This window comes from Novosphingobium acidiphilum DSM 19966 (assembly GCF_000429005.1).
Taxonomy (GTDB): domain Bacteria; phylum Pseudomonadota; class Alphaproteobacteria; order Sphingomonadales; family Sphingomonadaceae; genus Novosphingobium; species Novosphingobium acidiphilum.
The window spans coordinates 50,940-75,289 of the sequence record NZ_AUBA01000005.1 but is presented as its reverse complement, the minus strand read 5'-3'; the positions used below and the strand labels follow the sequence as shown (position 1 = coordinate 75,289).

The window sequence follows — 24,350 nt, the reverse complement described above, 5'->3', positions numbered from 1 at the left end:
GGAAGGGGCGTTTCCCGTTGGGGATTTGCAAAGCGGTCGCTTTGCTCTAGCGCGGGTGCATGACTGTACCCGGTTGCCAGCTTTACCTGATATCGCCGCTCGATGTGGCGGGTGCCTTTCCCGAACGCCTGATCCGCGCGATCGAGGCGGGGCCGGTGGCTGCGTTCCAGTTTCGCATCAAGGATGTCGACGAACACGCTGCGGTCAAATTGGCAGAGCCGCTGATGGAAATATGCGCAGCGCGCGATGTGGCGTTTATCGTCAACGATTCGATCAGCCTGGCCAAACGGCTTGGCGCCGATGGGGTCCATCTGGGGCAGAACGATGGCGATGTTGCGGACGCGCGTGCGCGGCTTGGCCGCGACGCGCAAATCGGCGTGGCCGCGATGGACAGCCGCCACCTCGCCATGGAAGCGGGCGAAGCCGGGGCGGACTATGTTTCGTTCGGCGCATTCTTTCCGTCGCAAACCAAGGTTACCAGCCACGCGGCCGATCTTGATCTGTTGCGCTGGTGGTCAGGCCTGTTCGAATTGCCGGTGGTCGCGATCGGCGGCATTACCCCGGCCAATTGCGTGCCGCTGGTGGCCGCAGGTGCCGATTTCCTGGCAACATGCCATGCGGTGTGGAGCGGCGACGAAGCGCGCGCGGTTGCCGAATTCGCACAAGCCATTGCCATGGGCAGCGCGCTGCGCGGCGAGGCCAGCGCCTGATCGGTCAGCCGCCGGGCGCGTCGGTTTCTTCGCTGTCGCTGCCCGAAGTCGCCGCACCGCTTTGGCGGACGCAGCGGCTGCTGCTGCGTTTGCCGGCGCTGTCCAGCGGATGCACGATGCCCTGGCCAACCAGGATATAGCGGCGTCCGCGAAACGGCCCACCGGTCATCGTCAGATCGTTGCCAAGCAACAGATACGTGCCCTTGCCGCCGGCGTTGGTGCGATAGCTCGAATCGGCCAGCACGCGAAAACTGTCCTGCGGCTGCGGCACCGGTGCGGACTCCGCGTCGCCGCGGGTTTCGCAGATCCAGTATCCCTTCAGCAGCACACGCAACAATCCGCCGGGGGCGGCATGCGCGGGTGTGGCGGATAGGGCGATCAGCGCCGCAAGCGCGGGCCAGACAAGCAGGGGGGACATGCGGTTCATCACGGCACACGCGCTACCACACGCCTGTGACTTGAAGCAATCGTCGCCAGCGGCTAAGGGCCGCCAACGTAACCTGCAAGGCAAGGCTCTTTCCATCATGAAGATCAGCGGCGTGGACATCCGTCCGGGCAATATCCTGGAATACGAAAAGGGCATCTGGAAAGTTGCCAAGACCCAGCACACCCAGCCCGGCAAAGGCGGCGCGTTCATGCAGGTCGAAATGAAAAACCTGATCGACGGGCGCAAGACCAACGTGCGTTTCCGGTCGCAGGACACCGTTGAGCGGGTCCGGCTCGATACCAAGGATTTTCAGTTCCTGTTCGCCGAGGGCGAGGATCTGGTGTTCATGGATGTGGAAACCTACGACCAGATCACACTGCCATCTGATCTTTTGGGCGATGCCGCGGCATTTTTGCAGGACGGCATGACTGTCCTTCTGGAAATGTATGACGAACGCCCGATCTCGGTGCAATTGCCCGACCAGGTCGAAGCCACGATCGTCGAAGCCGACGCCGTGGTGAAAGGCCAGACCGCAAGTTCCAGCTACAAGCCGGCGATCCTTGACAACGGCGTACGCGTGATGGTGCCGCCGCACATCGGCAGCGGCACGCGGATCATCGTCGACGTCTACGAGCGCAGCTACGTCGGCAAAGTGGGCTGATCGGATGGCAGCCATTTCAGGCCTGATTCGCGTGATGGAACGTGCCGCCCGCAAGGCCGGCACGCGTCTGCGCCGCGATTTCGGGGAAGTCGAACATCTTCAGGTCAGCCGCAAGGGGCCCGGCGATTTCGTATCGAAGGCCGACCAGCACGCCGAACGCACGATCTATGACGAACTGCTTGCCGCACGTCCCGACTGGGGTTTCGTGATGGAAGAAGGCGGCACGATCGAAGGCAATCCGCGCAGCCCGCGCTGGATTGTCGATCCGCTGGATGGCACGACCAATTTCCTGCACGGCATTCCGCATTTCGCGATCTCGATCGCGGTGCAGGAACCGTTGCTCGACGGGTCGGGCTGGGGCGACGTGATCGCGGGGATCGTCTATCAGCCGATCACCGATGAAAGCTTCTGGGCGGAAAAATCGCGCGGGGCCTGGCTGCATGACCGGCGGCTGCGCGTTTCGGCGCGTCGCCATCTGGATGAAGCGCTGATCGGCACCGGCATTCCATTTTCCAACCGCGGCGATGCGGTGCAGTGGATGCGCATTTATCAGGAACTGGGCCCGCGCGTCGCCGGCATCCGCCGCAACGGGGCTGCGGCGCTTGACCTGGCCTGGGTTGCCGCAGGGCGCTTCGACGGGTTTTGGGAAACCGACCTGGCGATCTGGGATTCGGCCGCCGGGTGCCTGCTGGTGCGCGAAGCGGGCGGGTTCGTGTCGGACTTTCGCGGGCGTACGGCGTCGATCTGCGCCGAAACGGTGCTGGCCGGCAATGACAGCCTGCACGCAAAACTGCTGAAATTGGTTGCAACGGCGAACAAGGCCGGTTGATCCACACGGAAAGGTCCGCTAGCGGTCCTTTCCAGTGTGCCCCTGTGGTGGAATGGTAGACGCGTCCGACTCAAAATCGGATGGAGAGATCCGTGCCCGTTCGAGTCGGGCCAGGGGCACCACTTTTTTCGGATAATCGGGCGTTCTGCACGCCCGGTCATCTGGGCTTCATATCACACCTGCAATACCGCTGGTTGATCAGGCGCTTTGTTTGCGAGCGGCTGTAACCGGATCATGGCCTGTTGCGAACTGGTCATGCCGACGCATCCCCCCGCGCCGGTCCGGAGTAACCAACGGTGGTGATCATGTCTTTCGATCGACGTTCCATCATGGCCATGCTGATGACAGGTGCCGCAACCGCGGTGGCCGGGCTGGCGCGGGCCGCTGCGCCCTTTTCCCTCAGCGATGCGCAATGGCGGCAAAAACTCAGCCCTGCGGCCTACAAAGTGCTGCGGCATGCCGATACCGAGCGGCCGTTCACCAGCCCCTTGCTGAACGAACACCGGGGCGGCCGCTTTGCCTGTGCCGGGTGCGACCTGCCGCTGTTCAGTTCGCGGACCAAGTTCGACAGCGGCACCGGCTGGCCCAGTTTCTGGCAGCCGCTGGCGCATGCGGTTGCCACTCGCACCGACTATGAGATCGGCCTGCCGCGCACCGAGGTGCACTGCCTGCGCTGCCAGGGGCATCTGGGGCACGTGTTTGACGATGGCCCGGCGCCCACCGGCAAGCGCTATTGCATGAATGGCGTGGCCCTTGTGTTTCATCCAGGTGCAGCGTGAACCGGGCCGTGCTTATGGCAGCAGGTGCTGCCGCGATCGCCGCCATGGCCTTTACGCTGGGCGGCCCCGGCACGGCTGCCACCGGCGCGCCGTTTCCAGACCCGCCCGCGCAGGCCCCGACCGCAGCCAACAGCGAAATCGCGGTTCTGGCCGGCGGATGCTTTTGGGGCATGGAGGGCGTGTTTGAGCACGTGAAAGGCGTCAAGGCGGTAACCGCCGGATATACCGGCGGCACGCAGGCGCAAGCCGATTATCAGACGGTATCGACCGAAACCACCAATCACGCCGAATCGGTGCGCATCCAGTATGATCCGCGTGTCATCAGCTATGGCCGCCTGCTCGAGATCTATTTTGCCGTGGCGCACGATCCGACGCAAGTGAACGGCCAGTATCCCGACGAGGGGCGAAGTTATCGCTCGGCGATATTTCCACTGAACCCGGCGCAGCGGACGATCGCCCAGCAGTACATCGCAACGCTTGACCATGCGCATGTGTTCAAGGCGCCGATCGCCACCCGGATCGAGACCGGGCGGTTCTACCCGGCCGAGGAATACCACCAGCACTTCATGCAGCGACATCCCGACCATCCCTATATACGCCGCTGGGATGTGGAACGGGTGGCGCATTTGCGGGCAAAGTTTCCGCAATATTATCAATAAAATAACACGCAAAAACTGTGCATTGTGCATTGGCCGGCAGGTGCCGCTGGTCAGTTCCGTGCCAGTTTTTGCCGGAAATAGATCGCAGCCCAGATCATCAGCGCCATGCCCAGCGTGCCGCAGGCGATCCCGGCATCGATCAGCGATTGCGTCCACGGCAGGCGCAGTCCGGGCACGTTGCGCAACAGCAGCAGCGCCACCGACCCGCCATAGCCCCCCGCATCGGCGACATAGATCAGGAATCCGGCATTGCCGACGCTGCCGCTGGCTGCAACCAGCCGGTCAAACAGCATGCCGTTGAACGGCGTATAGGCCAGGTACAGCCCCCCGCCGAGCGCCGTCATCCACAGCACCGGGCCGATCCAGTGCGCCATGAATGCCAGCGAACAGCCCGCTGCCAGCGCCAACCCGAGTGCAACCAGCGTGAAATTGACCACGAGCGCCCGGCGGCTGTCGCGGATCAGGTTGAGCGAGGCCAGCACCACCAGCACCATCACGCTGATCGGCAATTCGGTCAGCGAAAACAGCTCTGCCTTGCCGCCAAGGCCGAGCTCGGCCCAGATTTCCGCCGAGAAATTGTCGCGGAAATCGCGCAACGCGGTCAGCAGCACATACAGCAGCACCAGCGCCAGCAGACCGGGGCCAAACCGGTGTATCAGCGCCGCGCGCGCCGACCCGTCCATCGGCACGCGCTTGACGCGTTCCGCAATGTCAGCGGCATCAGGCGGTGGCAACGAGGCCAGGCCGAACAGGCACAGCGCCAGCACCGGCACAAACAGCGCACCAGTTACCGCGGGCATCCACCATTCGCCGGCAACGTGCCGGACCAGCACCAGTGTGCCGACCGATTTCATCACGCCCGACGAAATCACAAAGCTGGCGCACAGCATCGCGCCGATCATGTCGGATGTCCGGCGTCCCTCGACAAAGCCGAACACCATGCCCCAGATCATGCCCAGAGCCAGTCCATCGACAAACATCGCGGCGATGTTCCAGGGGGCCGGGATCACCGCAAACAGGACCAGCGCACCTTCGGCGACAAGGCTTTGCAGCACGATCCCGGCAATCCGCCGGTGCGCCGGCAGTTCGGCGATGACCCGCACCCCGATCAGCTTGGCCAGCGCATAGCCCATGACCTGCGCGATCACGAGTGCCACCTTGTAATCGACCGCCAGCACCGGCGGCAGGCCCGCAAAATGCGCCGCCGCAAACGCCTTGCGAAAGGCATAGATGCTGAAATAGGTGCCAAAGGCCATCGTCCCGGCATAGACCGCAAACACCCACGATGGCGCGCGTGCAAGCCAGTGGCGCAAGGCGACAACCGGGCCGGGGCCGGTCATGCAGTCACGCTGCCCGGACGATGCCCCGCAGCGATGGCGGCCGCAATCTGGTGGATCACCGGGATCAGCTGCGACACGTCGTCGATGATGAAATCGGCCCCTTCTGCGCGGAGGGCCACGCCGGCGGCGGCGATCCGTGCGGCGCGATCATCGGGATCGAGTGCGGCAAGCTCTGCCGCATCCAGCCCGATGGCATTGCCCGATGCGGCAACGCCCACAGTCCAGCACCCGGCATGGCGCCCTTCGGCAATGCCCACCGGCGCATCGTCCACCTTGACCGCAGCCCAGGCGGGCCACACATCGAGCGCGATCAACGCAGCCCAGGTCATGTGCGGGGCAGGGCGGCCGCTGGGGGTATCGCCCGCACAGACCACGACATCGGGCGTGTAACCCTGCGCCGCCGCCGCCGCGCGGATCGCGGACATCATTTCCGGCGTATAGCCGGTGCCCGAGCCGACCCTTATGCCCAGCCGGACCAATTCGGCATACGCATCGCGCGCGCCCGGGATCAAGGCGGCAGCGTGTCGCGCCGCATCGACCATCGCGGGTTCGACCAGGGCATAGATATGATCGATGTCAGCGGTTTGGGGCGCTGTGCCAAAATGCGCGGTCCAGCGTGCCGCCACGCCCGGTTCGGACAGCAGCGCGGTCACGTGATCGTATTTGGCCTTGCCCATGTCGGCGCGGGCTTCGGCTTCGCTGATCGGCACGCCGTGTTCGGCGAACACTTCGCGCAGTGCGTTGACCGGGGCCTTGCAGCCGAAATCGACCATCGTTCCGGCCCAGTCGAAAATCACCGCCTTCACCGCGAATGTCATCACGCGTCTCCCATCAGATTGGTCAGGACCTGTTCGGCAATGCCGAACGCGGTCGATGCTCCGGTCCCGCCGGTGACGATCACCAGCCGCACGTTTTCGGCGGGGCTATCGACCAGCCAGGTGCGATCATCGGCCGATGCATAGGTGCCGACCCAGCGTTCCAGCACCGGCGGCGCCGCACGGCCGAAGGCGCGCGCATATTCGTCCAGAATGTCGTGTTCCGCGCTGGCGGGGGCAAACGGGCCCGGCAGATCGTCGTAATGATGGCTGTCGCCCACGATCAGCGATCCGTCGGCACCCTGGGCCACGATCAGATGCACGCCGTTGGCATAATGGCGCGGTTGTTCGGCGATCAGTTTGGCCTTCAGCACCGCGGCCTCGGGCAGGGCGGCATAACCGGTATAACGCGTCAGCGACAGGTCGCTCATCAATGCAGCGGGCAGGCGAAAGCCCGGATCGGCCAGGCGCAGCATCGACAGCCGGCACCGGCGCAGGCCATAGGCGGCAATGCGGTCGGGCCACAGCGTTGAAAAATCATCGCCCGGACAGACCACCACATGCCCCGCCTCGATCACCCCGCGCGATGTTTCGAGCCTTGGCGGCAGGCTGGAAAAGGCGACCGTCTCGGTCAGGATATCGACCCCCAGCGCCTCGTGCGCCCAGCGGGTCAGCTGCGGGATTGCATCGCGCGATTCCACGCGGATTTCGTGCGGGCTGTACAGTGCCCCGTGCAGATCTGCGCCACCCAGTCCGTAGGTTGCGCGGCGAAACGCATCGGCCGTGATCAGATCGCAGCCCTGGCCCATTTCGGTGGCAAGGAATGCCTCGATCACCGCGATCGCCTCGGGCGAGCGCGCGCTGACCAACAGGCCACGGTGTTCCACCGCGATGCCGGCCCGTGGGGCAAGATCATCCCACACGTCGCGGGTGCGGCGCGCGAGCGCCCACGATGCCCCGCGTTCCTGCCCGGTTACCGTGATAAACCCGAAATTGCGGATCGAGGCGCCGTTGGCGCGCCGCTCGCGCTCGATCAGCACGACCCGCTTGCCCTGGCGTGCCGCCGTAATCGCGTGCGCCAGGCCGATCACCCCGCCGCCAATCACTGCCAGATCATAGACTTTGCCCATTATCGCCGCCATCTCCCCGGCTTTGCGGGGAATTCATGCCCCCGAACAGTGCGGGGCGGCACCGTTGCCGGTGCCGCCCCGTCTGTGTCTGTGTCAGGCAAGGTTGCCTGACAAGCGCTTAGAAGCTGGTCCCGATCTTCACGCCGTAGGTCAGCGGACGCAGCGGCACGGTCGATTTGATGAACTGCGCCGACGAGGTGAACGTCGAGGAATGCGCGTTGCCCAGGTTTTCGCCGAACAGCGACACCGACCAGTTATCCCGCTTGAAGCCGAGCTGCGCGTCAAGCTGGGCATAGCCCGGCATGTAGTAACGCAGGATCGTGGTGCCCGGAACCGCCACGCCATCGCCCGAAGGATAAGTCGAAGGCTGGTTCCACATGCCGCCGGTATAGGTGATCCCGCCGCTCACAAACCACGCCATGTCGGCCGTGCCCTGCCAGTCATACCGGCCGCGCAGGTTGGCCTGCACGTGCGGGCTGAACGGGGTGACGCTGCCGATCGAACCGAACGGGCTGAGCACGTTGATCTGGTTGCCGCCCTTGTAATACGAAGTCAGCTGCTGGCCATAATTCACCGACAGCGGGTTGTTCACGGTCAGCAGCGGCGCGCTCGACTGCTTTGAGTCGTTGTAGGTAAAGCCGCCCTGGATCGACACGCCGGTCACCGGACGTGCCACCAGCTGGGCTTCGAAACCCTTGACGTGATAGCTGGGCCCATTGGTGACAAAGGTGGTGTTGCCATAACCGCCGGCGGGGTTGAACACGCCGATCGGCGGGTTGTTCCACACCATGTAATAGCCCGACAGGTTGAACTGCACCTTGCGGTCGAACAGGTCGGTCTTGATCCCGCCTTCCCAGTTGGTCAGCTGGTCGGGGCTGTACACCAGCGGGCGGAAATACTGCGGCACGCCGTTCTGGTCGTTCAGGATGTAATAGCCGCGACGGTTGAACCCGCCGGGACGGAAGCCCTGGCTGAACACGGCATAGACCAGCGTGTGGTCGGCCGGTTTCCAGGTCAGTTCGGCCTTGCTCTTGAAGCCGTGATACGTGACGTGGTCGTTGTCGGCGTCGATGTTGTGATTGCCACCCCCGGCAATCGGGCAGGCCAGAACCTGGTAGCAATCGGTATAGGTCTGGTATTGCGAACCGAGCTCGTATTCCTTGTAGTTGTAATAGCGCGTGCCGCCGGTCAGCGTCAGGTTCGGCAGGATGTCGAAATCGACCGAGCCAAAGAACGCCAGCTGGCGATAGCCGCGCTGGGTGTCTTCACCAAAGGTGGTGCCGACCGGTTCCAGGCCGGGCTGGTTGGCGGTGGCGCCGGGGTAGGTTGCAACTTGCCCGACGCAGGCTGCGTTTGCGGTGATCAGACCGGCGGTGCAGCCCGGGATCGTGGTATAGTTGAACCGCATCACGTCGTAGATCTTGTAATCTTCCCAGTAGGCGCCGACGATCGCGCGGATACGCTTGCCCTCGGGGCTTTGCACGCGCAGTTCTTCGCTGTGGTGGGTGTTGCGGATCTGGTCGTTCCAGTTGGCCACGGGCGAATAGCAATAGCTGGCGCCCGAACCGAACCCGGTGGCCGAGCCGGTGCACTGATAGTACATGCCGCCCGCTGTACGCGAATAGTTGGAATAATCCTGCTGTTCGGCCACATTGCGCGTCATGTACGCACCGGTGTAGATCAGCTTGAAATCGCCGACTTTGCCGTTCAGCGTCCAGGCGGTGTTCCAGTAGCTGTCAATGTTGTACGACGGCGAGAACGTGGTGGTCTGCAATGCGCCCAGTTGCTGGAAATCCGAACCGGTCGGGTATGCGGCAAAGGTGCCTTCGGCATCGACGCGCTGATAGCTTTCGGTGACCAGCAGGTTCCAGTCGGGCACGATATCCCACAGCGCCTCGACCCGGCCGCCGATGTAATCGATCGGGTTGTAGTTCTTCTTCACCTGGTCGGCGTTGTTGTACTGGCCGTTGTTCGACTGGTTGGTCGCGCTGGGAATGAACCCGTAGCTGACTGCGCCCGGATCGCTCGCCTGGCGGGTAAAGGTCGAATAGACGTTGTTGATATAGCCGCCGTGGTGATCGTCATAGATCGTGGCGCGAATGGCCAGCGTGTCCTTGATCACCGGCAGGTTGATCGTGGCGTTGAAGGCGGCATTGGGCGCGCCGCCGCTGGCGGTGCCGCCAAAGCTGCCTTCCATGTGGCCTTCAAACTTGTTCAGCTTGGGCTTGGCAGTGATATAACGCACCGCGCCTGCTTCGGCGCCACCGCCGAACAGCGTGCCCTGCGGGCCTTCGAGCACTTCGACGCGTTCCAGATCGGCGACATAGACGTCGGCGTTGCGCGCGGGGAACTGCATCGACTGATCGTCAAGATACAGCGCGACATTGGGGAAGGGGGCGATCGTGCCCGACGACTGGTTGCCGGCGAAACCGGTCGACAGGCCGCGCATGAAAATCGCGCCCTGGCCCGGGCCGTTGCTGGCGAACGTGACGTTGGGGGTATACTTGATCAGATCGTTGAAATTGGTGACGTTGATCTGGCCCAGTGCATCGCCGCTGAACGCCTGAAGCGTCATCGGCACATTCTGGATCGATTCGTTGCGCCGCGTTGCCGTCACGACGATTTCACCGGCCGCAGGTGCGGCTTCGCTGGCGGCAGGCGCCGCCGGGGCATCGGCAGCACGCGCGGTTCCACTTAGCGCAACCAGCGCAGAGCCGGCGAACAGCGCAATCTTGAGCGAACGGGTAGTGTTGGTCATGAAAGGCCCCCTGATGGCGTTGTCACGTCCGGTCGTGTTGTCCGACCGGTGCATGACGGGGGCTATGACGAAGCAATGTTACACGACCGAGCGATTCGCCCCGGAATTGTCATCAATTGGTCATCAGGGCGCTACGCCCGCCATGTCTCCAGGGCGTCGCCCAACGCATCGCGCAAGGGGCCAAGCCATTGCGCATAGGGCTTCCATTGGTCGACCCCGTCCCGGTTTACCGGGCGGCGCACCTGTTCCGAACTGGGGGTGCGCACGCTGCGGCGGGTCTGGTGGAAATTCAGGCAGGATTCCTCAAAGGGCAGGCGGCAGTGATCCAGAATGCGCCGGATCTGCCCCTCGGAATTGTCGATCAGGTCTTCGTTGATCACGCGCAGCACGCGACCGGGCAGCACCGCATCCCAATGGCGCATCAGATCGAGATAGGTTCTGTAATAGCGCGCGATATTGTCGATGCCATAGGTGAATTCCTGGCCTTGCGCGAACAGCTGCTTCAGATTGGAAAAACAGCAATCCATCGGATTGCGCCGCGCATCGATGATGGTGGCGTTGGGCAGGATCAGGTGGATCAGGCCGATATGCCGGAAATTGTTGGGCATCTTGTCGATGAAATAGGCGCGGCCAAGTGCGCGGTGGGGGCGCGTGTCGGCCATGTACTGTTCGCTAAACCGGCGGATGGTGGCGGCATCGAGCGTGTCGAGCACCGCGGGATAGCGCGGATTGTCGAAATCCATTTCGCGCCCCTGCAATTCGTGCACGATGCGCTGGATGTCGGGCAATTCCTGCGTGCCTTCGACCATGCTGTGGCTGGCCAGGATCTGTTCGATCAGCGTCGAGCCCGACCGCGGCAGGCCCAGAACGAAAATCGGATCGGCCTCGGCGATACCCCAGTCGGCACGTTCGGCAAAGAATGCCGCGGTGCACACCCGTCGCTGCTCGGCAGTGTTGGTTTCAAACACCTTGGGGTGATATCGATTGGCTTCGCGGTGCAGCTCGTTGCCCAGCGCATACGCCGCCCACGACGCCGCATGATCGCCGTGATCTTCCAGCGCCTTGCCCAGCGCAAAGGCAATATGAATGCGTTCGTTCGGGCGGGTCTGCGGATCGTCCAGGCGTTCGCGCATCACCGCGATCGCCTGTTCGGAAAAACGATAGGTCTTGAGATTGGCCAGGCTCCACCAGGCATCGCCGAAATCGGGGCGGGCCTCGGTTGCCGCACAATAGGCGGCGATTGCCTCGTCCACCCGGCCGATGGTCTTGAACGCATGACCCAGCCACAAATTGAGATCGGCCCGGCGCGGGGCGGCGTCGACATCGCTGTCGCGAATTTCGGACAACAGGTCCTGATAGATCGGGATCACCGCATCGAAATCACCCAGGCCCACGGTGATCGTGGCAGACTGGGTGCGATGCGCGGCATCGTGGGGGGCCAGTGTCAGCAATGGCGCCAGCGCCTCGCGCGCCTGCGGGAACTTGTGCCGCGCGATCAGCGTCTGGACATATTCGCTGCGGGCTTCGTGATGGTCGGGCACCATCGCCAGAACGCCGGCATACAGCGTTTCGGCATCGTCGAGCACATTGCGGTCGAACCCGATCTGCGCGAGCAGACGCATGCCCTCGGGATGATCGCCAAAACTCAGCAGGAATTCGCGGACCATCATTTCGGCCTGGTCGATTTCGCCATCGCCATACAGGATCTTGGCACGCACCACCGGCGGGGGAATGCTGGCCAGATGGGCAACATGGCGTGCCGCGACCGCCGCATTGGCGGTATCGCCGGTCATGCGGCACAGCCCGTCGAGCATGCGCCACGCCATGGGCAGCGCCGGATTGATCGCCACCGCCATGCGCAAGTCGGCGATGGCATTGGGGGCATCGCGGCGTGCCACGTGGCACAGCCCGCGTTCGAGATACATCTGGCTGAAATGCGGATGATGCTCGGCCATGCGGTTGGCCATGGCCAGCGCGTCGTCGGTGCGTTGCAGCATGCGCAGGCAATGCGTGGCAATCAGCAGCAGATCGCGATTGACCGGATGGGTCTGCAGCAGGCGGCTCGCGCCGTCGAGCGCACCGCGGTAATCATCCTTTGCCTGCAACGCGAACAGGCGGGTGACTTCGGCCTCCAGCGGCGACAGTGCGGCGGGGGCGGGGCTGGGCGATGTGGTTTGCGTGGCCATGGCGCGATCCTGTCGGCAATTGCCGTGTCGTTGTCAAAGCGAGTTTTGTGACGGGTGCATGCGGGTTTCGGGCGATGCCGCAAACAAAAAGGGCGGCGCATGACGCGCCGCCCCCGTTGTTGCCTTGGCACCCGTGTCGATCAGAGCTTGGTGCTGATCTTCACGCCATAGATCATCGGACGAACCGGGATCGAGGTCTTGATGAATTCGGCCGAGTTGGTGAACGTGCTGGCATGGCTGTTGGTCAGGTTTTCGCCATACAGCGTGACCGTCCAGTTGTCGTGGCTGAACCCGAACGACGCATCGACCAGCGCGTAACCGGGCATCTTGTAACGCAGCACGGTGGTGCCCGGAACGATGATGCCGTTGGGGCCAACGACGCTGCCGTTGCCGGCCACGTCACCCGACGGATAGGTCGCCGGTTCGTTGTACATCGCGCCGGTGTACGAAACACCGCCCGAAACGAACCAGTTGAAATCCGCCTTGCCGGCCCAGTCATAGCGCGAACGGATGTTCGCCTGGACGTGCGGGCTGAACGGCGTGACATCGCCGACGTTGCCGAACGGGCTCTGGACCGGCTTCGGGCTGTTCACGTTGCCAGAATAAACCTGGGTGATGCACTGGCCATATGTTGACGCGGTGGGGTTGTTGGCGATGAAGCACGGCGAGTTGGACTGCGTGCTGTCGTTATACGTTCCCGAACCCTGGATCGACAGCCCGGTCATCGGACGCGCCACGACCTGCGCTTCGATACCCTTGATGTGATAGTTGGGGCCGTTGGTGGCAAAGGCGGTGTTGCCAAAGCCGGCCGAGGGGTTGAAGAACCCGACCTGCGTATCCTGCCAGATCATGTAGTAACCGGACAGGTTGAAGGTCATCTTGCGGTCAAACAGATCGGTCTTGAGACCGGCTTCCCAGTTCGTCAGCGTGTCCGGGCGATAGCCCGAAGAGACCAAAAGCTGGTAGTTCTTGCCATTGCCCGTGTTTGTCGCGCTCCCTGCGCCACCTGCAGTGAGATACGGAAGAGTGGGGTCCTCAACGCGCGCCGAAGGGCCGCGGTTGAAGCCACCCGGACGGAAGCCCTGGCTGAACAGACCGTAGATCATGGTGTGTTCAACCGGCTTCCAGGTGATCACACCCTTGCTCTTGAAGCCGTGGTAGGTGACGTGCAAGTTGTCGGCATCAAGGTTCGACCCGGTCGCGCAGACCGGAACCTGATAGCAGGCGATGTTGAACGAGCTGTAGACCGAACCGGTCTCGTATTCCTTGTAGTTGTAATAGCGCGTGCCGCCGGTCAGGGTCAGGTTCGACGTGATGTCGAAATCGACCGAGCCAAAGGCTGCGTATTGCTTGTAGCCACGCTGGGTGTCTTCACCAAAGGCCACGTTCGGGCCGCGCGGGCCGGGAACGTTGAGCGTGGCATTCGGGTTGGGCGCCACCAGGCCAAGGCAAACGCTGCCCGATGCGGCGATCTGCGCCGGGGTCTGCGACTGGCTGCAGGTGGGGATCGATTTGTAATCCCAATCCTGGTTGTCCTGAATCTTGAACGATTCATAGTAGGCACCCAGGATTGCACGAACCCGCTTGCCTTCCGGCGTGGTCACGCGGAATTCGTGGCTCTGGTGCGTGGTGCGGATGTTGTCGGTCCAGTACCCGGTCGGCGCATAGCAATACGGTGCGCTGCCATAGTGACCGAAGTAATAGTTTCCGGCGTTGGTGCACTGATAGAAGATGCCATAGGTCGAACGCGCGTAGTTGGTGTAATCACCCTGCTGCGAAATGTGGCGCGCCATATAGGCGCCGGTGTAGATCACCTTGAAATCGCCAACCTTGCCGTTCAGCGACCAGGCGGTGTTCCAGTAATCGTCGGTGCTGTACTGCGGCACGAACAGCGTCGACGACAGACCGGTCAGCGGCTGATAGTCATCGCTGTAGGTTTGCGTGGCAAACGTGCCCTTGGTGTCCAGCTTCTGATACGATTCGGTCAGCAGCAGATCCCAGTCGGGCGCAACCTTCCAGCCGAGTTCGACGCGGCCGCCGACATAGTCGACCGGGTTGAAATTCTTCTGCACCTGCTGGGCATTGTTGTACTGGCCCGCGTTGGTCTGCTGACCGGGGGTCAGGGTGTTGTGGTTGTTCCCGTAGGCCACATAGTACGAACCCAGGTCGGTCGGCTGACGCGTGAACGTCGAATAGACGTTGTTGATATAGCCGCCGTGGTGATCGTCATAGATCACTGCGCGAATGGCCAGCTGATCCTTGACGATCGGGATATTGATCATCGCGTTGAACGCGGCATTGGCTGCGCCACCGGCGGTGCCGCCAAAGCTGCCTTCCATTTTGCCTTCGATGCGGTCGTACTTGGGCTTGGCCGTGATGTAACGCACGGCACCGGCCTGCGCACCGCCGCCGAACAGCGTACCCTGAGGGCCTTCAAGCACTTCGACGCGTTCGATATCGGCAACATAGACGTCGGCGTTGTGCGCCGGGAACTGCATCGACTGGTCATCAAGATACAGCGCCACGTTGGGGAAGCCGCCGATGGTACCGGCCGACTGTTCACCGGCAAAACCGGCGGACAGGCCGCGCATGAAGATCGCGCCCTGGCCGGGGCCGTTGTTCCCGAAGGTTACGTTGGGGGTGTATTTCAGCAGATCGTTGAACGTGGTCACGTTCAGCTTGCTCAGCGAATCCGCGTTGAGCGCCTGCAGCGTCATCGGCACGTCCTGCAGCGACTGGTCACGACGCTGCGCGGTCACGATGATTTCGCCCGAATTGGTCGGCGCGGTCACTGCATCGGCAGCAGGCGCCTGTGCGCGTGCCGTGCCGGACAGCGCCATCAGCGCCGAGCCTGCAAACAAACCGAATTTCAGCATCTGGATACTGGTCTTCATACTACCCCCCTGGGCAAAGCCAAACCGACCGACAGGACCAAAGGGGGGCGATTGATCGGGGTTGGGGCGGTCTTGCATTGGCAAAACAGCATCCCCCCGGTTGCATCTCCCCGCGCCGTCTCCGGTCGGTTGGGCAGACAGTCGATATGGCGCTGTCTTTCCCTACAGTGGGTTATGCCGGGCGCCTTGCGATCATACAAGGCATTATGAGAATTTATGAGGGGGCTATGACATGCGCGATTGTCTGAAAATCGCGTGACCTTCGGCCAAGATATTTTCCAACAAAAATGCCAAAAACATTTTTCGACAACGATCCGCGCCAGTACGCCACGAATGGACCCCGGTTTTACTGCACGTTGCCGCGTACCGGTGTTGGAAAAATCCGCAGTAACGCCATGATCAAAGCCGCCTGTATAAGTACCGGTCGCGCGATCGCTTGATCCGGCGCGTGCGCCGCAATTTGATCCGGATCAAATCATGCGCCGGTTGGGTATTGATGGTCCGCGCAATCGCGCAAGCGGTGCCCGGTTGGCGGGGCGTTGCGGCGCACCCCGCCGGACCTTGAATGCATCGCTGCGTAAAAAAGGCGGATCGCCTGTGGGTTGCGCGCAACACCCGATGCCCAGCGAATCGTCGCGAGCGTCGACCAGATGCGATTGCAGCCGGCTTGTGTTCATGAAATGTTCGGTTTAGGCGTGCGCCATGGCAAAACCAAAACGTCGCTATGTCTGCCAGGCCTGTGGCAGCGTCACCACGCGCTGGCAGGGGCAATGCCCCGATTGCGCCGAATGGAACACCCTGACCGAAGAGGCCCCCGAAACGGTGTTTTCGGCGCGCCATGACCTGTCGGGCGGGGGGCGGCAGGTGCGCTTTGTCCCGCTCGATCATCCGGTTGAACTGCCTCCGCGCCGCCAGACCGGTCTGGCTGAATTCGATCGTGCGCTGGGTGGCGGGCTGGTCGCAGGCTCGGCGGTGCTGATGGGGGGCGAACCCGGGATCGGCAAATCGACGCTGTTGCTGCAGGCCGCGGCGCATATGGCACAGGCCGGCGGCGGTGCGGTCTATATCAGCGGCGAAGAGGCGTCGGATCAGGTGCGGCTGCGCGCGGGGCGCCTGGGGCTGGGCAAGGCGCCGTTGCTGCTCGCCTCGGCCACGTCGGTGCGCGATATCCTGACCACGCTGGTCGGCATGCCCACGCCCGCGCTGGTGGTGATCGATTCGATCCAGACCATGCATTCCGACCAGATCGAAGGCGCGCCGGGCACGGTCAGCCAGGTGCGCGCCTGCGCCTTTGAACTGATCCGCTATGCCAAGGACAGCGGCGCGGCCGTCGTGCTGGTGGGGCATGTGACCAAGGACGGCACGATCGCGGGCCCGCGCGTGCTGGAACACATGGTCGATGTGGTGATGAGTTTCGAAGGCGAACGCAGCCATCAATACCGGATCCTGCGCGCGCTCAAGAACCGGTTTGGCGCGGTCGACGAAATCGGCGTGTTTGCAATGGCGGGCGCCGGGCTTGAGGAAGTGGGCAATCCGTCGCTGCTGTTTCTGTCGGGCCGGAACGAACCGGTGCCGGGCAGCGCGGTGTTTCCAGCGCTTGAAGGCACGCGGCCGGTGCTCGTCGAAATCCAGGCGCTGACCGTGCGTCTGGCCAGCGGGGCAACCCCGCGCCGCGCGGTGGTGGGGTGGGACAACGGTCGGCTGGCGATGTTGCTGGCGGTGCTCGAAGCGCGCTGCGGGCTGAATTTCTCGTCTGCCGAAGTCTATCTGAATGTGGCAGGCGGCTATCGCCTGACCGACCCCGCTGCCGATCTGGCGGTGGCGGCGGCGCTGGTGTCGGCGCTGGCGGACAAGCCTTTGCCGGCCGAGGCGGCGTGGTTTGGCGAAGTGTCGCTGGCCGGCGAAGTGCGCAATGTTGCGCATGCCGCGATCCGCATGCGCGAGGCTGCCAAGCTGGGCTTTGCCCGCACCTTCGGCCCGGCCGGGGCCGATGCCGATGGCGGCGCGCGGCACACGCCGCTGACGCTGCTGCCAAATCTCGTTGACCGCATAATTGGGTCCGATTAGGTCGTTGGCGATGTGCCATCCATTGCCCCGCGCGTTTGACCCCGCCGCCCCGTCCGGGTTCCCCCTGATGGGCCCGGCCCTGGGCGCATCGCGATGCGCCGCCAGGATCAAATCGATCGCATGAGCGGCTTTGACTATATCGTCTTCGGCGTTGTCGGCTTTGCCGCGGTTGCCGGGTTCTTTCGCGGCTTTGTCGAGGAAGTGCTGTCGCTGGCGGCATGGTGCCTGGCGTTGCTGGCGGTGCATTATGGGCATGCGGCGTTGACCGGATTGCTGGTCGGCACGGTTCACAACGAAACCGGCGCAGGGGTGATCGCGTTTTTCATCCTGCTGGCAGTGCCGTTTTTCGGCACAAAGCTGATTGCGCGGCAGATGGGCAGCGCCAGCAGGCGTTCGGTGCTTGGCCCGGTCGACCGCGTGCTCGGGTTCGGGTTCGGTGCGTTGAAGGGCTTTGTCATCATGGTCCTGGCGTTTTCGCTGCTGGTCTTTGCCTATGACGTGGTGTGGGGCGCCAAGGGCCGGCCGGACTGGATCAAGGACGGGCGCACGTATCCGTTTCTCAATGCTGCCAGCGACGAACTGATGACGATGGTCGGGCATCGCCGCAGCGAAGCAGTTCAATCGGCACGGACCCGGGCCACAGGTGCCGCGATCGATGCCGCAACCGCCGATGACACCAGCAAGGATGACGATGCCGGCACGATCCAGCCGGTGCATGCCCCACCGCGCCGATCGCACCGTCACCACGCCGACAGCCAATAAGCCCGCCGTGATGGCAACCCGCCCCGCCACGCTCTACACCTCGGACGTGCTTGCCGCCGCGACCGGCCTTGCCGCTTGGCCGTGGAACGACGGCCTGCCCCATAAGGGCGAGGCGCGGTCACGCACCTGCGGCAGTGCACTGGCGATCGGGTTTGCCCTCAACGCGACGGGGCACGTTGTCGATCTTGGCATCCGCACGCATGCCTGCGCCATCGGACAGGCCGCAGCCTTTGCCTTTGCCCAGGGCGCGCCGGGGCGGGATTTTGCCGACATTGCGGCTGCACGCGCGGCGCTGGGTCTGTGGCTGGCGGGTGAGGGGGACCTGCCAGCATGGCCGGGGCTGGGCGTGATTGCGAAGGCCCGTGCGTATCCGTCGCGCCACGGTGCAATCGTGCTGGCGTGGGATGCCGCACTTGAGGCATTGAAGCGATAGGGAACGCATCGACTGCGGCCTGACGGGGGTGGGGATGGCGCAGGATCGGCACGATGTGGCGGGCACGGCGGATATGCGGTTGGTGATCGCGGCATCATCGGCGGGCACCGTGTTCGAATGGTACGATTTCTTCATCTACGGCACGCTGGGCCCGATCCTGTCGAAGGCGTTCTTTCCATCGGGCAACGCGATGCTGTCGACCCTGCTGTTCTGGCTGGTGTTCGCCGTGGGCTTTGGATTTCGCCCGGTGGGCGCGGTGCTGTTTGGATACCTGGGCGACCGGTTGGGCCGCAAATATACCTTTCTGATCACGGTCGTGCTGATGGGCGTGGCCACCGCCGGGGTGGGACTGGTGCCGTCTGCGGCGTCCATTGGCCTGGCTGCACCGGGCATGGTGATTGCGCTGCGCGTGCTGCAGGGCCTGGCGCTGGGCGGCGAATATGGCGGCGCTGCGGTCTATGTGGCCGAACATGCCCCGGCCGGACAGCGGGGTTTCTACACCAGCTTTATCCAGGCCAGCGTGGGCGGCGGCTTTTTGCTGAGCCTGGTGGTGATCCTGCTTTGCAAGACGTTTCTGCCGCCGGTGGTCTGGGCAACGTGGGGTTGGCGCGTGCCGTTCCTGCTAAGCCTTGGCCTTCTGGCGATTTCGCTGTGGATGCGGCTGAAACTGTCGGAAAGCCCGGTGTTCAAGGCGATGCAGGCGGCAGGCGAAGTGGCCGGAAATCCCTTGAAGGAAAGCATGACCTACCCCGGAAACCGGCGGCGGATTGCGGTGGCATTGTTCGGGATCACCGCGGGGGGCACGGTGCTGTGGTATACCGCGATGTTTTCCAACCTGGCGTTCCTGAAATCGGCGATGCGGGTAGAAGACACCACCGCCGAATTGCTGATGGCTGTCGCCTGTCTGTTCGGCATGGCGCTGATGATCGCGTTCGGCCATCTGTCGGACAGGCTGGGCCGGACGGCGCCGTTTGTGGGCGGCTACGTCGCGGCGCTGCTGCTGCTGTTTCCGGCGGTCTGGCTGATCGGGTATTGCGCCAATCCGGTGCTCGACACGTTGTCGGCGCGGGTGCCGCTGGTCGTGTCGGGGCCCGATTGCCGGTACGATCCATTTGCTGCGGATCAGCATACCGCTTGCGCGCGGCTGCTGGCTGACCTGAGCGCAATGGGCATGCGGTATCATGTGGCGCAGGCGCCGGCACTGGCCCTGCACGCCGGCGCAGTGCCGCTTGATCTGCATCGCTGGGTTGCCGCCGCCAGGCCGGAGCGACAGGCAGCACTTGGCGCAGCTTTGGCGGCGGTGGACTATCACCTTGAAAAGGTGCGGCCATCGCTGTGGGGCATGGCGGGTGTCGTGTTTGGCATTGTGGTGACAATGACGCTGTCTGCGGCAACGTATGGTCCGTCGGCGGCGATACTGGTCGAAATGTTTCCGCCGCGCATCCGGTACAGCTCGATGTCGATCCCGTATCATCTCGGCACCGGCTATTTCGGCGGGTTCCTGCCGTTCATTTCCGGGCTGATCGTGGCGGAAACCGGCAATCCTTATGCAGGGCTCTGGTATACCTGGTGCGTCGTGCTTATGGCGCTGCCGATTGCGGTGATCGGATTGCGTCATGTCCGATTGCCCGAAACAAGGTGATCATGCTGCCTCCACTGCCCCCATCGCCGCTGCGTTTGCAGATCGACACCGACGCCCTGGCCGCCAACTGGCGGGCCATGGATGCCATGAGCGGCACGGCGCGCGCGGGCGCCGCGGTCAAGGCTGATGCCTATGGCCTTGGCGTGGGCCAGGTCGTGCCGGTGCTGGCCGAGGCGGGGTGCCGCAACTGGTTTGTGGCGCATTGGTGCGAAGTGCCCGAGGTGATTGCGCATGTGCCCGCGGCGCAAGTGGCAGTGCTGCATGGCCCGATGGCCGATGCCGATGTGGCTTTTGCCCTGGCAACAGGCGTGCGCCCGGTGCTCAATTCCTTGGCCCAGGTGGCGCGCTGGCTGGCGGCAGGGGGCGGGCCCTGCCATGTCATGGTCGATACCGGGATCAACCGTCTGGGTCTGGCGATGCAGGACCTTGGCGATCCGATGCTGGGGCGGCTGGATATTGACCTGTGCCTCAGCCATCTTGCCAGCGCGGACGAGGATGTTGCGCAAAATGCGGCGCAACTCGAACGGTTTGCCCGAACCAGGGCGCTGGTGCGCGCGCGCCGTTACAGCCTTGCCAACAGCGCCGGGATTGCGCTGGGCGCGGCGTATCATGCCGATCTGACCCGTCCGGGGATAGCCCTGTATGGCGGCGTGGTGCGCCGCGAAATGGAGGGTGTCGTGCGGCAGGTCGCACGACCGCAAGCCGCCGTGCTGCAGTTGCGCGATCTGGTGGCGGGCGATGCTGTGGGCTACAATGCCACCTTTGTTGCGCCGCACGCGATGCGTGTGGGGGTGGTCGCGCTGGGCTATGCCGACGGCTATCTGCGGTGCTGGTCCAACCGGGGGTCGTTCGGCCTGGACGGCGCGAAGCTGCCAGTCATCGGGCGGGTCTCGATGGATCTGACCGCAATCGACCTGACCCTGGCGCCCGATCTGCACGAGGGCGACTGGCTGACGCTCGATTACGACTTGCGCAGGGCAGCGGTTGAAAGCGGCCTGTCACAGTATGAATTGCTGACTGTGTTGCACCGCCGTTTCGCAAGAAAGTGAAGTCTGTACAAACCGCAATACGACTTTTGTTGCATTGCCCATGCTGCGCCTGCTAACCTTGGCCAATAACCATAAATGGCGGGACGTGACTCGATGGCACATGCGGCAAAAGACGGCGAGACGGTCATCATCAAGAAGTACGCCAATCGGCGTTTGTACAACACGCGCACCAGCAGCTATATCACGCTTGAACACCTGGCGCAGATGGTCAAGGACAACATCGATTTCAAAGTGATCGATGCCAAGACCGGCTCGGACCTGACCCACACCATCCTGACCCAGATCATCATGGACGAAGAGGCCGGCGGCAGCCAGATGTTGCCGACAAATTTCCTGCGCCAGCTGATCTCGATGTATGGCAATTCGATGCAGGCGCTGTTGCCCGGCTATCTAGAAGCGTCGATGGATCATTTCCGCGAAAACCAGGCCAAGCTGCGCAAGGCGATCGAAGACAGCATCGGTGCCAATCCGCTGGCCCAGATTGCCCAGCGCAACATGGAAATCTTCAAGGCTGCCGCTACCGCGTTCGTGCCCGGCGCGCCAGCGGCCACCGCCGAAAAGACGCCGCCTGCCGATGCCGACGAGCTGTCGACGCTGCGCAGCCAGGTCGAGGAAATGCAGAAGAAGCTCGACAAGCTGGTGAAGTAACACCGCAGGCGCTTGCCCGAATCTGTCCATCCCCCTAACCGGTGGCGCATGACCAAGATCAAGCATGCGCTGCCCGTGACGCGCGCCGAAGACTTTGCCCAGTGGTACCAGGCGGTGATCGCCGAAGCCGAGCTTGCCGAGGAATCGGGCGTGCGCGGCTGCATGGTGATCAAGCCCTGGGGCTATGGTATCTGGGAACGCATCCAGAAACTGATGGACGAGCGCATCAAGGATGCGGGCGTCGAAAATTGCTATTTTCCGCTGTTCATCCCCTTGTCGTTTTTTGCCAAAGAGGCAGAGCACGTCGATGGCTTTGCCAAGGAAATGGCGGTTGTCACGCATCACCGCCTGATCGCCGATGGTGAGGGCGGGCTGATCCCCGATCCCGAGGCAAAGCTGGAAGAACCGCTGGTGGTGCGCCCGACATCCGAAACGGTAATCGGTGCGGCGATGGCGCGCTGGATCCAGTCGTGGCGCGATCTGCCGATGCTGACCAACCAGTGGGCCAACGTGGTGCGTTGGGAAATGCGCACGCGAATGTTCCTGCGCACCAGCGAATTCCTGTGGCAGGAAGGCCATACCGCGCATGCGGACGAGGCCGATGCCATGGTTGAAACGCTGCGCGCGCTCGAAATGTACCGCAGCTTTTCCGAAGACGTGCTGGCCATGCCCGTGGTGGCAGGTGCCAAGCCCGAAAACGAACGGTTCCCAGGCGCGGTCGATACCTATTCGATCGAGGCGATGATGCAGGATGGCAAGGCGCTGCAGGCGGGCACCTCGCATTATCTGGGCACCACGTTTTCGACCGCTGCGGGCATCCGTTATCAGGACAAGCAGGGGCAGCAGGCACTGTGTCACACCACCAGCTGGGGTGTATCGACGCGCCTGATCGGCGGGGTGATCATGACCCATGGCGACGATGACGGGTTGCAGACCCCGCCACAGGTTGCGCCGCACCAGGTGGTCATCCTGCCGATGCTGCGCGACAACGACGGGGACGAGGCATTGCTTGCCTATTGCGAAGGCATTCGCGCCGCGCTGGCTGTGCAGACCGTCTATGGCGAACGCGTGCGCGTGCTGCTGGACAAACGACCCGGCAAGGCCACGGCCAAGCGCTGGGCCTGGGTCAAGAAGGGCGTGCCGCTGGTGCTGGAAATCGGCGGACGCGACGCTGAAAACGGACAGGTCTCGGTGCTGCGCCGCGATCGGCTGTGGCGCGATGATGGCAAGGTCGATTTCCAGGGGCAAGACCGTGATGCGTTCCTGAGCGCGGCCACGGCCGAAATCGTGGCCTATGGCAATGCGCTTCATGCCGCGGCGACCGCGTGGCGCGATGCGCGGATTCAACGCGGGATCACCGACCTGGCCGGATTGACCGCCTATTTTGCCGATGAACGCGAACAATCGGCGCTGGCGCCGGGCTGGGTGGAACTGGGCTGGTCGCGCCCGACCGGCGCTGCTCTCGACAAAGTGGTCGAACAGTTGAAGGCGCTCAAACTGACCATCCGCAACACGCCGATGGACGCGGCAAAGCCTGCCGGCATGTGCCCGTTTACCGGCGAACCGGCGGTGGAAACCATCCTGGTCGCCCGCGCCTATTGACATCACACGGCGGCATCGGGCCCTGGAACGGGCGCGATGCCGCCGTGGCCGTTGACGTCAGGCCGCACTCGCATCGGCCGGGCGGACGACGGCGCGCGTGTACAGGTGCCAGGTCGAATAGCCCAGCACCGGCAGCACAACACCCAGACCGACCAGTGCGGGCAAAGCACCCAGCACCAGCATGCCGGTCACGATCAAGCCCCACGCCGCGACCGTCATCGGGTTTTTGGCCGTCACCCGCAGCGATGTGCGCAATGCCGTGCGCACGCCCACCGGCCGATCGACCAGCATGGGGAACGACACCACCGACATGGCCAGCGCCAGAATGGCAAAGCCAAGCCCCACCAGATTGCCGACAATGACCATTTCCCAACCCTGCCGCGTGGTCAGCACGGCCTGAACAAAGGCGCTGGCGCTGTCGAAGGGCCGCACGCCGATCATTGCAAAAGTTATACCCGCAGCAGCCAGGATCCACACCAGGAACAGCAGGCCCAGCATGGCCGTCAGCGTCATCAGCGCATCGGCCGTGGGCCCGCGCTGCGCATCGAGAAAATGACGCCAGCTGGAATCAAGGCCGAGTTCCTGGCGCCGCGCCAGTTCGTAGAACCCGCTGGCCGCGGCCGGCCCCAGCAGGACCGCGCCTGCCGCCACCGGCACCGCCAGCGGCAGAACCGAACTGTTCGACGCCACCAACGCGGCCAGCAGGCCGATCACCGGGTAAATCAACCCGAGGAACAGCAGATCACCCCGCTTGTTCAGAAAATCGTGCCAGCCCTGTGCCAGGGAAACCCGCAGATCCTGCAGGCCAAGCGAACGGATTTCAATGTCATGGATCGCTGGTGACGCACCAGCCGGGTGTGCGATTGCCATATGCGCTCTCCTCGCGCCTCTTTCGCAAAGCGGGGATGCGCTTCACGCGGGCGTGTGATCGGGCGTGCAACGACAACCGGGATCGATAA

Annotated in this window: 20 protein-coding genes and 1 tRNA gene; 13 read left to right on the top strand and 8 right to left on the bottom strand. The window is 63.5% G+C overall.

From position 1 onward, the window contains the following. Positions 1-59: 59 nt before the first annotated feature. On the top strand, positions 60-710 hold the full coding sequence (gene thiE, locus G404_RS0105810) for a thiamine phosphate synthase (protein ID WP_028640244.1): 651 nt from the start codon (positions 60-62) through the stop codon (positions 708-710). Between the two features lie 4 nt (positions 711-714). On the opposite strand, the gene G404_RS18260 is transcribed toward thiE, so the two are convergent. Further along, on the bottom strand, positions 715-1,128 hold the full coding sequence (locus tag G404_RS18260) for a hypothetical protein (RefSeq protein WP_245584410.1): 414 nt from the start codon (positions 1,126-1,128) through the stop codon (positions 715-717). Between the two features lie 106 nt (positions 1,129-1,234). On the opposite strand from G404_RS18260, the gene efp reads away from it, so the two are divergent. The 5 genes from efp to msrA all read left to right on the top strand — a co-directional run bounded on the left by efp (position 1,235) and on the right by msrA (position 4,065). Beyond that, a complete protein-coding gene (gene efp, locus G404_RS0105800; protein WP_028640243.1) occupies positions 1,235-1,798 on the top strand; it encodes an elongation factor P in 564 nt (187 codons plus the stop codon). 4 nt (positions 1,799-1,802) lie between these two features. Then, positions 1,803-2,627, top strand: a complete 825-nt coding sequence (locus tag G404_RS0105795) for an inositol monophosphatase family protein (RefSeq protein WP_028640242.1) — start codon at positions 1,803-1,805, stop codon at positions 2,625-2,627. Between the two features lie 38 nt (positions 2,628-2,665). Beyond that, a tRNA-Leu gene (locus G404_RS0105790) sits at positions 2,666-2,749 on the top strand. 183 nt (positions 2,750-2,932) lie between these two features. Next, positions 2,933-3,406, top strand: a complete 474-nt coding sequence (gene msrB, locus G404_RS0105785; protein ID WP_036520623.1) for a peptide-methionine (R)-S-oxide reductase MsrB — start codon at positions 2,933-2,935, stop codon at positions 3,404-3,406. Positions 3,407-3,420: 14 nt separating this feature from the next. Beyond that, positions 3,421-4,065, top strand: a complete 645-nt coding sequence (msrA, locus tag G404_RS0105780; RefSeq protein WP_036520574.1) for a peptide-methionine (S)-S-oxide reductase MsrA — start codon at positions 3,421-3,423, stop codon at positions 4,063-4,065. A 50-nt stretch (positions 4,066-4,115) separates the two neighbouring features. On the opposite strand, the gene G404_RS0105775 is transcribed toward msrA, so the two are convergent. The 6 genes from G404_RS0105775 to G404_RS0105750 all read right to left on the bottom strand — a co-directional run bounded on the left by G404_RS0105775 (position 4,116) and on the right by G404_RS0105750 (position 15,188). Further along, complete coding sequence (locus G404_RS0105775) at positions 4,116-5,405, bottom strand: DUF5690 family protein (RefSeq protein ID WP_051280258.1); 1,290 nt, start codon at positions 5,403-5,405, stop codon at positions 4,116-4,118. Then, positions 5,402-6,223: a phosphonoacetaldehyde hydrolase gene (phnX, locus tag G404_RS0105770; protein ID WP_028640238.1), complete on the bottom strand. Its 822-nt coding sequence runs from the start codon at positions 6,221-6,223 to the stop codon at positions 5,402-5,404. Before phnX ends, G404_RS0105775 begins: the two co-directional genes overlap by 4 nt. Beyond that, complete coding sequence (locus tag G404_RS0105765) at positions 6,223-7,362, bottom strand: TIGR03364 family FAD-dependent oxidoreductase (RefSeq protein ID WP_245584409.1); 1,140 nt, start codon at positions 7,360-7,362, stop codon at positions 6,223-6,225. Before G404_RS0105765 ends, phnX begins: the two co-directional genes overlap by 1 nt. A gap of 106 nt (positions 7,363-7,468) precedes the next feature. Further along, positions 7,469-10,108 (bottom strand): TonB-dependent receptor, encoded by a 2,640-nt coding sequence (locus G404_RS0105760; RefSeq protein WP_036520621.1) that lies wholly within the window; start codon positions 10,106-10,108, stop codon positions 7,469-7,471. Positions 10,109-10,239: 131 nt separating this feature from the next. Further along, on the bottom strand, positions 10,240-12,294 hold the full coding sequence (locus G404_RS0105755) for a tetratricopeptide repeat-containing sulfotransferase family protein (protein WP_084601058.1): 2,055 nt from the start codon (positions 12,292-12,294) through the stop codon (positions 10,240-10,242). Positions 12,295-12,434: 140 nt separating this feature from the next. Continuing rightward, positions 12,435-15,188, bottom strand: a complete 2,754-nt coding sequence (locus G404_RS0105750; RefSeq protein WP_156906215.1) for a TonB-dependent receptor — start codon at positions 15,186-15,188, stop codon at positions 12,435-12,437. Positions 15,189-15,890: 702 nt separating this feature from the next. On the opposite strand from G404_RS0105750, the gene radA reads away from it, so the two are divergent. The 7 genes from radA to G404_RS0105710 all read left to right on the top strand — a co-directional run bounded on the left by radA (position 15,891) and on the right by G404_RS0105710 (position 23,391). After that, entirely contained in the window at positions 15,891-17,255 is a 1,365-nt protein-coding gene (gene radA, locus G404_RS0105740; RefSeq protein ID WP_028640232.1) for a DNA repair protein RadA, read from the top strand. Between the two features lie 120 nt (positions 17,256-17,375). Further along, positions 17,376-18,017 carry a CvpA family protein gene (locus tag G404_RS18255; protein WP_084601078.1) on the top strand — a complete coding sequence of 214 codons (642 nt, stop codon included), beginning with the start codon at positions 17,376-17,378 and terminating at the stop codon, positions 18,015-18,017. Between the two features lie 10 nt (positions 18,018-18,027). Further along, positions 18,028-18,450, top strand: coding sequence for an iron-sulfur cluster assembly scaffold protein (locus G404_RS0105730; protein ID WP_028640231.1), 423 nt, complete (start codon positions 18,028-18,030; stop codon positions 18,448-18,450). Between the two features lie 34 nt (positions 18,451-18,484). Next, a complete protein-coding gene (locus tag G404_RS0105725; protein WP_028640230.1) occupies positions 18,485-20,092 on the top strand; it encodes an MFS transporter in 1,608 nt (535 codons plus the stop codon). A 2-nt stretch (positions 20,093-20,094) separates the two neighbouring features. Further along, complete coding sequence (locus G404_RS0105720) at positions 20,095-21,141, top strand: alanine racemase (RefSeq protein WP_028640229.1); 1,047 nt, start codon at positions 20,095-20,097, stop codon at positions 21,139-21,141. A 93-nt stretch (positions 21,142-21,234) separates the two neighbouring features. Next, the gene (phaR, locus tag G404_RS0105715; RefSeq protein ID WP_028640228.1) at positions 21,235-21,789 is read left to right on the top strand and encodes a polyhydroxyalkanoate synthesis repressor PhaR; all 555 of its coding nucleotides are present in this window, start codon (positions 21,235-21,237) and stop codon (positions 21,787-21,789) included. A 48-nt stretch (positions 21,790-21,837) separates the two neighbouring features. Beyond that, positions 21,838-23,391 (top strand): aminoacyl--tRNA ligase-related protein, encoded by a 1,554-nt coding sequence (locus G404_RS0105710; protein ID WP_028640227.1) that lies wholly within the window; start codon positions 21,838-21,840, stop codon positions 23,389-23,391. Positions 23,392-23,448: 57 nt separating this feature from the next. Here the strand turns inward: G404_RS0105710 and G404_RS0105705 are convergent, their stop codons facing one another. Next, positions 23,449-24,261, bottom strand: a complete 813-nt coding sequence (locus G404_RS0105705; protein ID WP_028640226.1) for a DUF2189 domain-containing protein — start codon at positions 24,259-24,261, stop codon at positions 23,449-23,451. Between the last annotated feature and the right edge of the window lie 89 nt (positions 24,262-24,350).

Bases quoted from the DNA above. Each gene is read 5' to 3' on its own strand.
- thiE (WP_028640244.1), top strand. From the start codon at position 60: ATGACTGTACCCGGTTGCCAGCTTTACCTGATATCGCCGCTCGATGTG.
- G404_RS18260 (WP_245584410.1), bottom strand. From the start codon at position 1,128: ATGTCCCCCCTGCTTGTCTGGCCCGCGCTTGCGGCGCTGATCGCCCTA.
- efp (WP_028640243.1), top strand. From the start codon at position 1,235: ATGAAGATCAGCGGCGTGGACATCCGTCCGGGCAATATCCTGGAATAC.
- G404_RS0105795 (WP_028640242.1), top strand. From the start codon at position 1,803: ATGGCAGCCATTTCAGGCCTGATTCGCGTGATGGAACGTGCCGCCCGC.
- msrB (WP_036520623.1), top strand. From the start codon at position 2,933: ATGTCTTTCGATCGACGTTCCATCATGGCCATGCTGATGACAGGTGCC.
- msrA (WP_036520574.1), top strand. From the start codon at position 3,421: ATGGCAGCAGGTGCTGCCGCGATCGCCGCCATGGCCTTTACGCTGGGC.
- G404_RS0105775 (WP_051280258.1), bottom strand. From the start codon at position 5,405: ATGACCGGCCCCGGCCCGGTTGTCGCCTTGCGCCACTGGCTTGCACGC.
- phnX (WP_028640238.1), bottom strand. From the start codon at position 6,223: ATGACATTCGCGGTGAAGGCGGTGATTTTCGACTGGGCCGGAACGATG.
- G404_RS0105765 (WP_245584409.1), bottom strand. From the start codon at position 7,362: ATGGCGGCGATAATGGGCAAAGTCTATGATCTGGCAGTGATTGGCGGC.
- G404_RS0105760 (WP_036520621.1), bottom strand. From the start codon at position 10,108: ATGACCAACACTACCCGTTCGCTCAAGATTGCGCTGTTCGCCGGCTCT.
- G404_RS0105755 (WP_084601058.1), bottom strand. From the start codon at position 12,294: ATGGCCACGCAAACCACATCGCCCAGCCCCGCCCCCGCCGCACTGTCG.
- G404_RS0105750 (WP_156906215.1), bottom strand. From the start codon at position 15,188: ATGAAGACCAGTATCCAGATGCTGAAATTCGGTTTGTTTGCAGGCTCG.
- radA (WP_028640232.1), top strand. From the start codon at position 15,891: ATGGCAAAACCAAAACGTCGCTATGTCTGCCAGGCCTGTGGCAGCGTC.
- G404_RS18255 (WP_084601078.1), top strand. From the start codon at position 17,376: ATGAGCGGCTTTGACTATATCGTCTTCGGCGTTGTCGGCTTTGCCGCG.
- G404_RS0105730 (WP_028640231.1), top strand. From the start codon at position 18,028: ATGGCAACCCGCCCCGCCACGCTCTACACCTCGGACGTGCTTGCCGCC.
- G404_RS0105725 (WP_028640230.1), top strand. From the start codon at position 18,485: ATGGCGCAGGATCGGCACGATGTGGCGGGCACGGCGGATATGCGGTTG.
- G404_RS0105720 (WP_028640229.1), top strand. From the start codon at position 20,095: ATGCTGCCTCCACTGCCCCCATCGCCGCTGCGTTTGCAGATCGACACC.
- phaR (WP_028640228.1), top strand. From the start codon at position 21,235: ATGGCACATGCGGCAAAAGACGGCGAGACGGTCATCATCAAGAAGTAC.
- G404_RS0105710 (WP_028640227.1), top strand. From the start codon at position 21,838: ATGACCAAGATCAAGCATGCGCTGCCCGTGACGCGCGCCGAAGACTTT.
- G404_RS0105705 (WP_028640226.1), bottom strand. From the start codon at position 24,261: ATGGCAATCGCACACCCGGCTGGTGCGTCACCAGCGATCCATGACATT.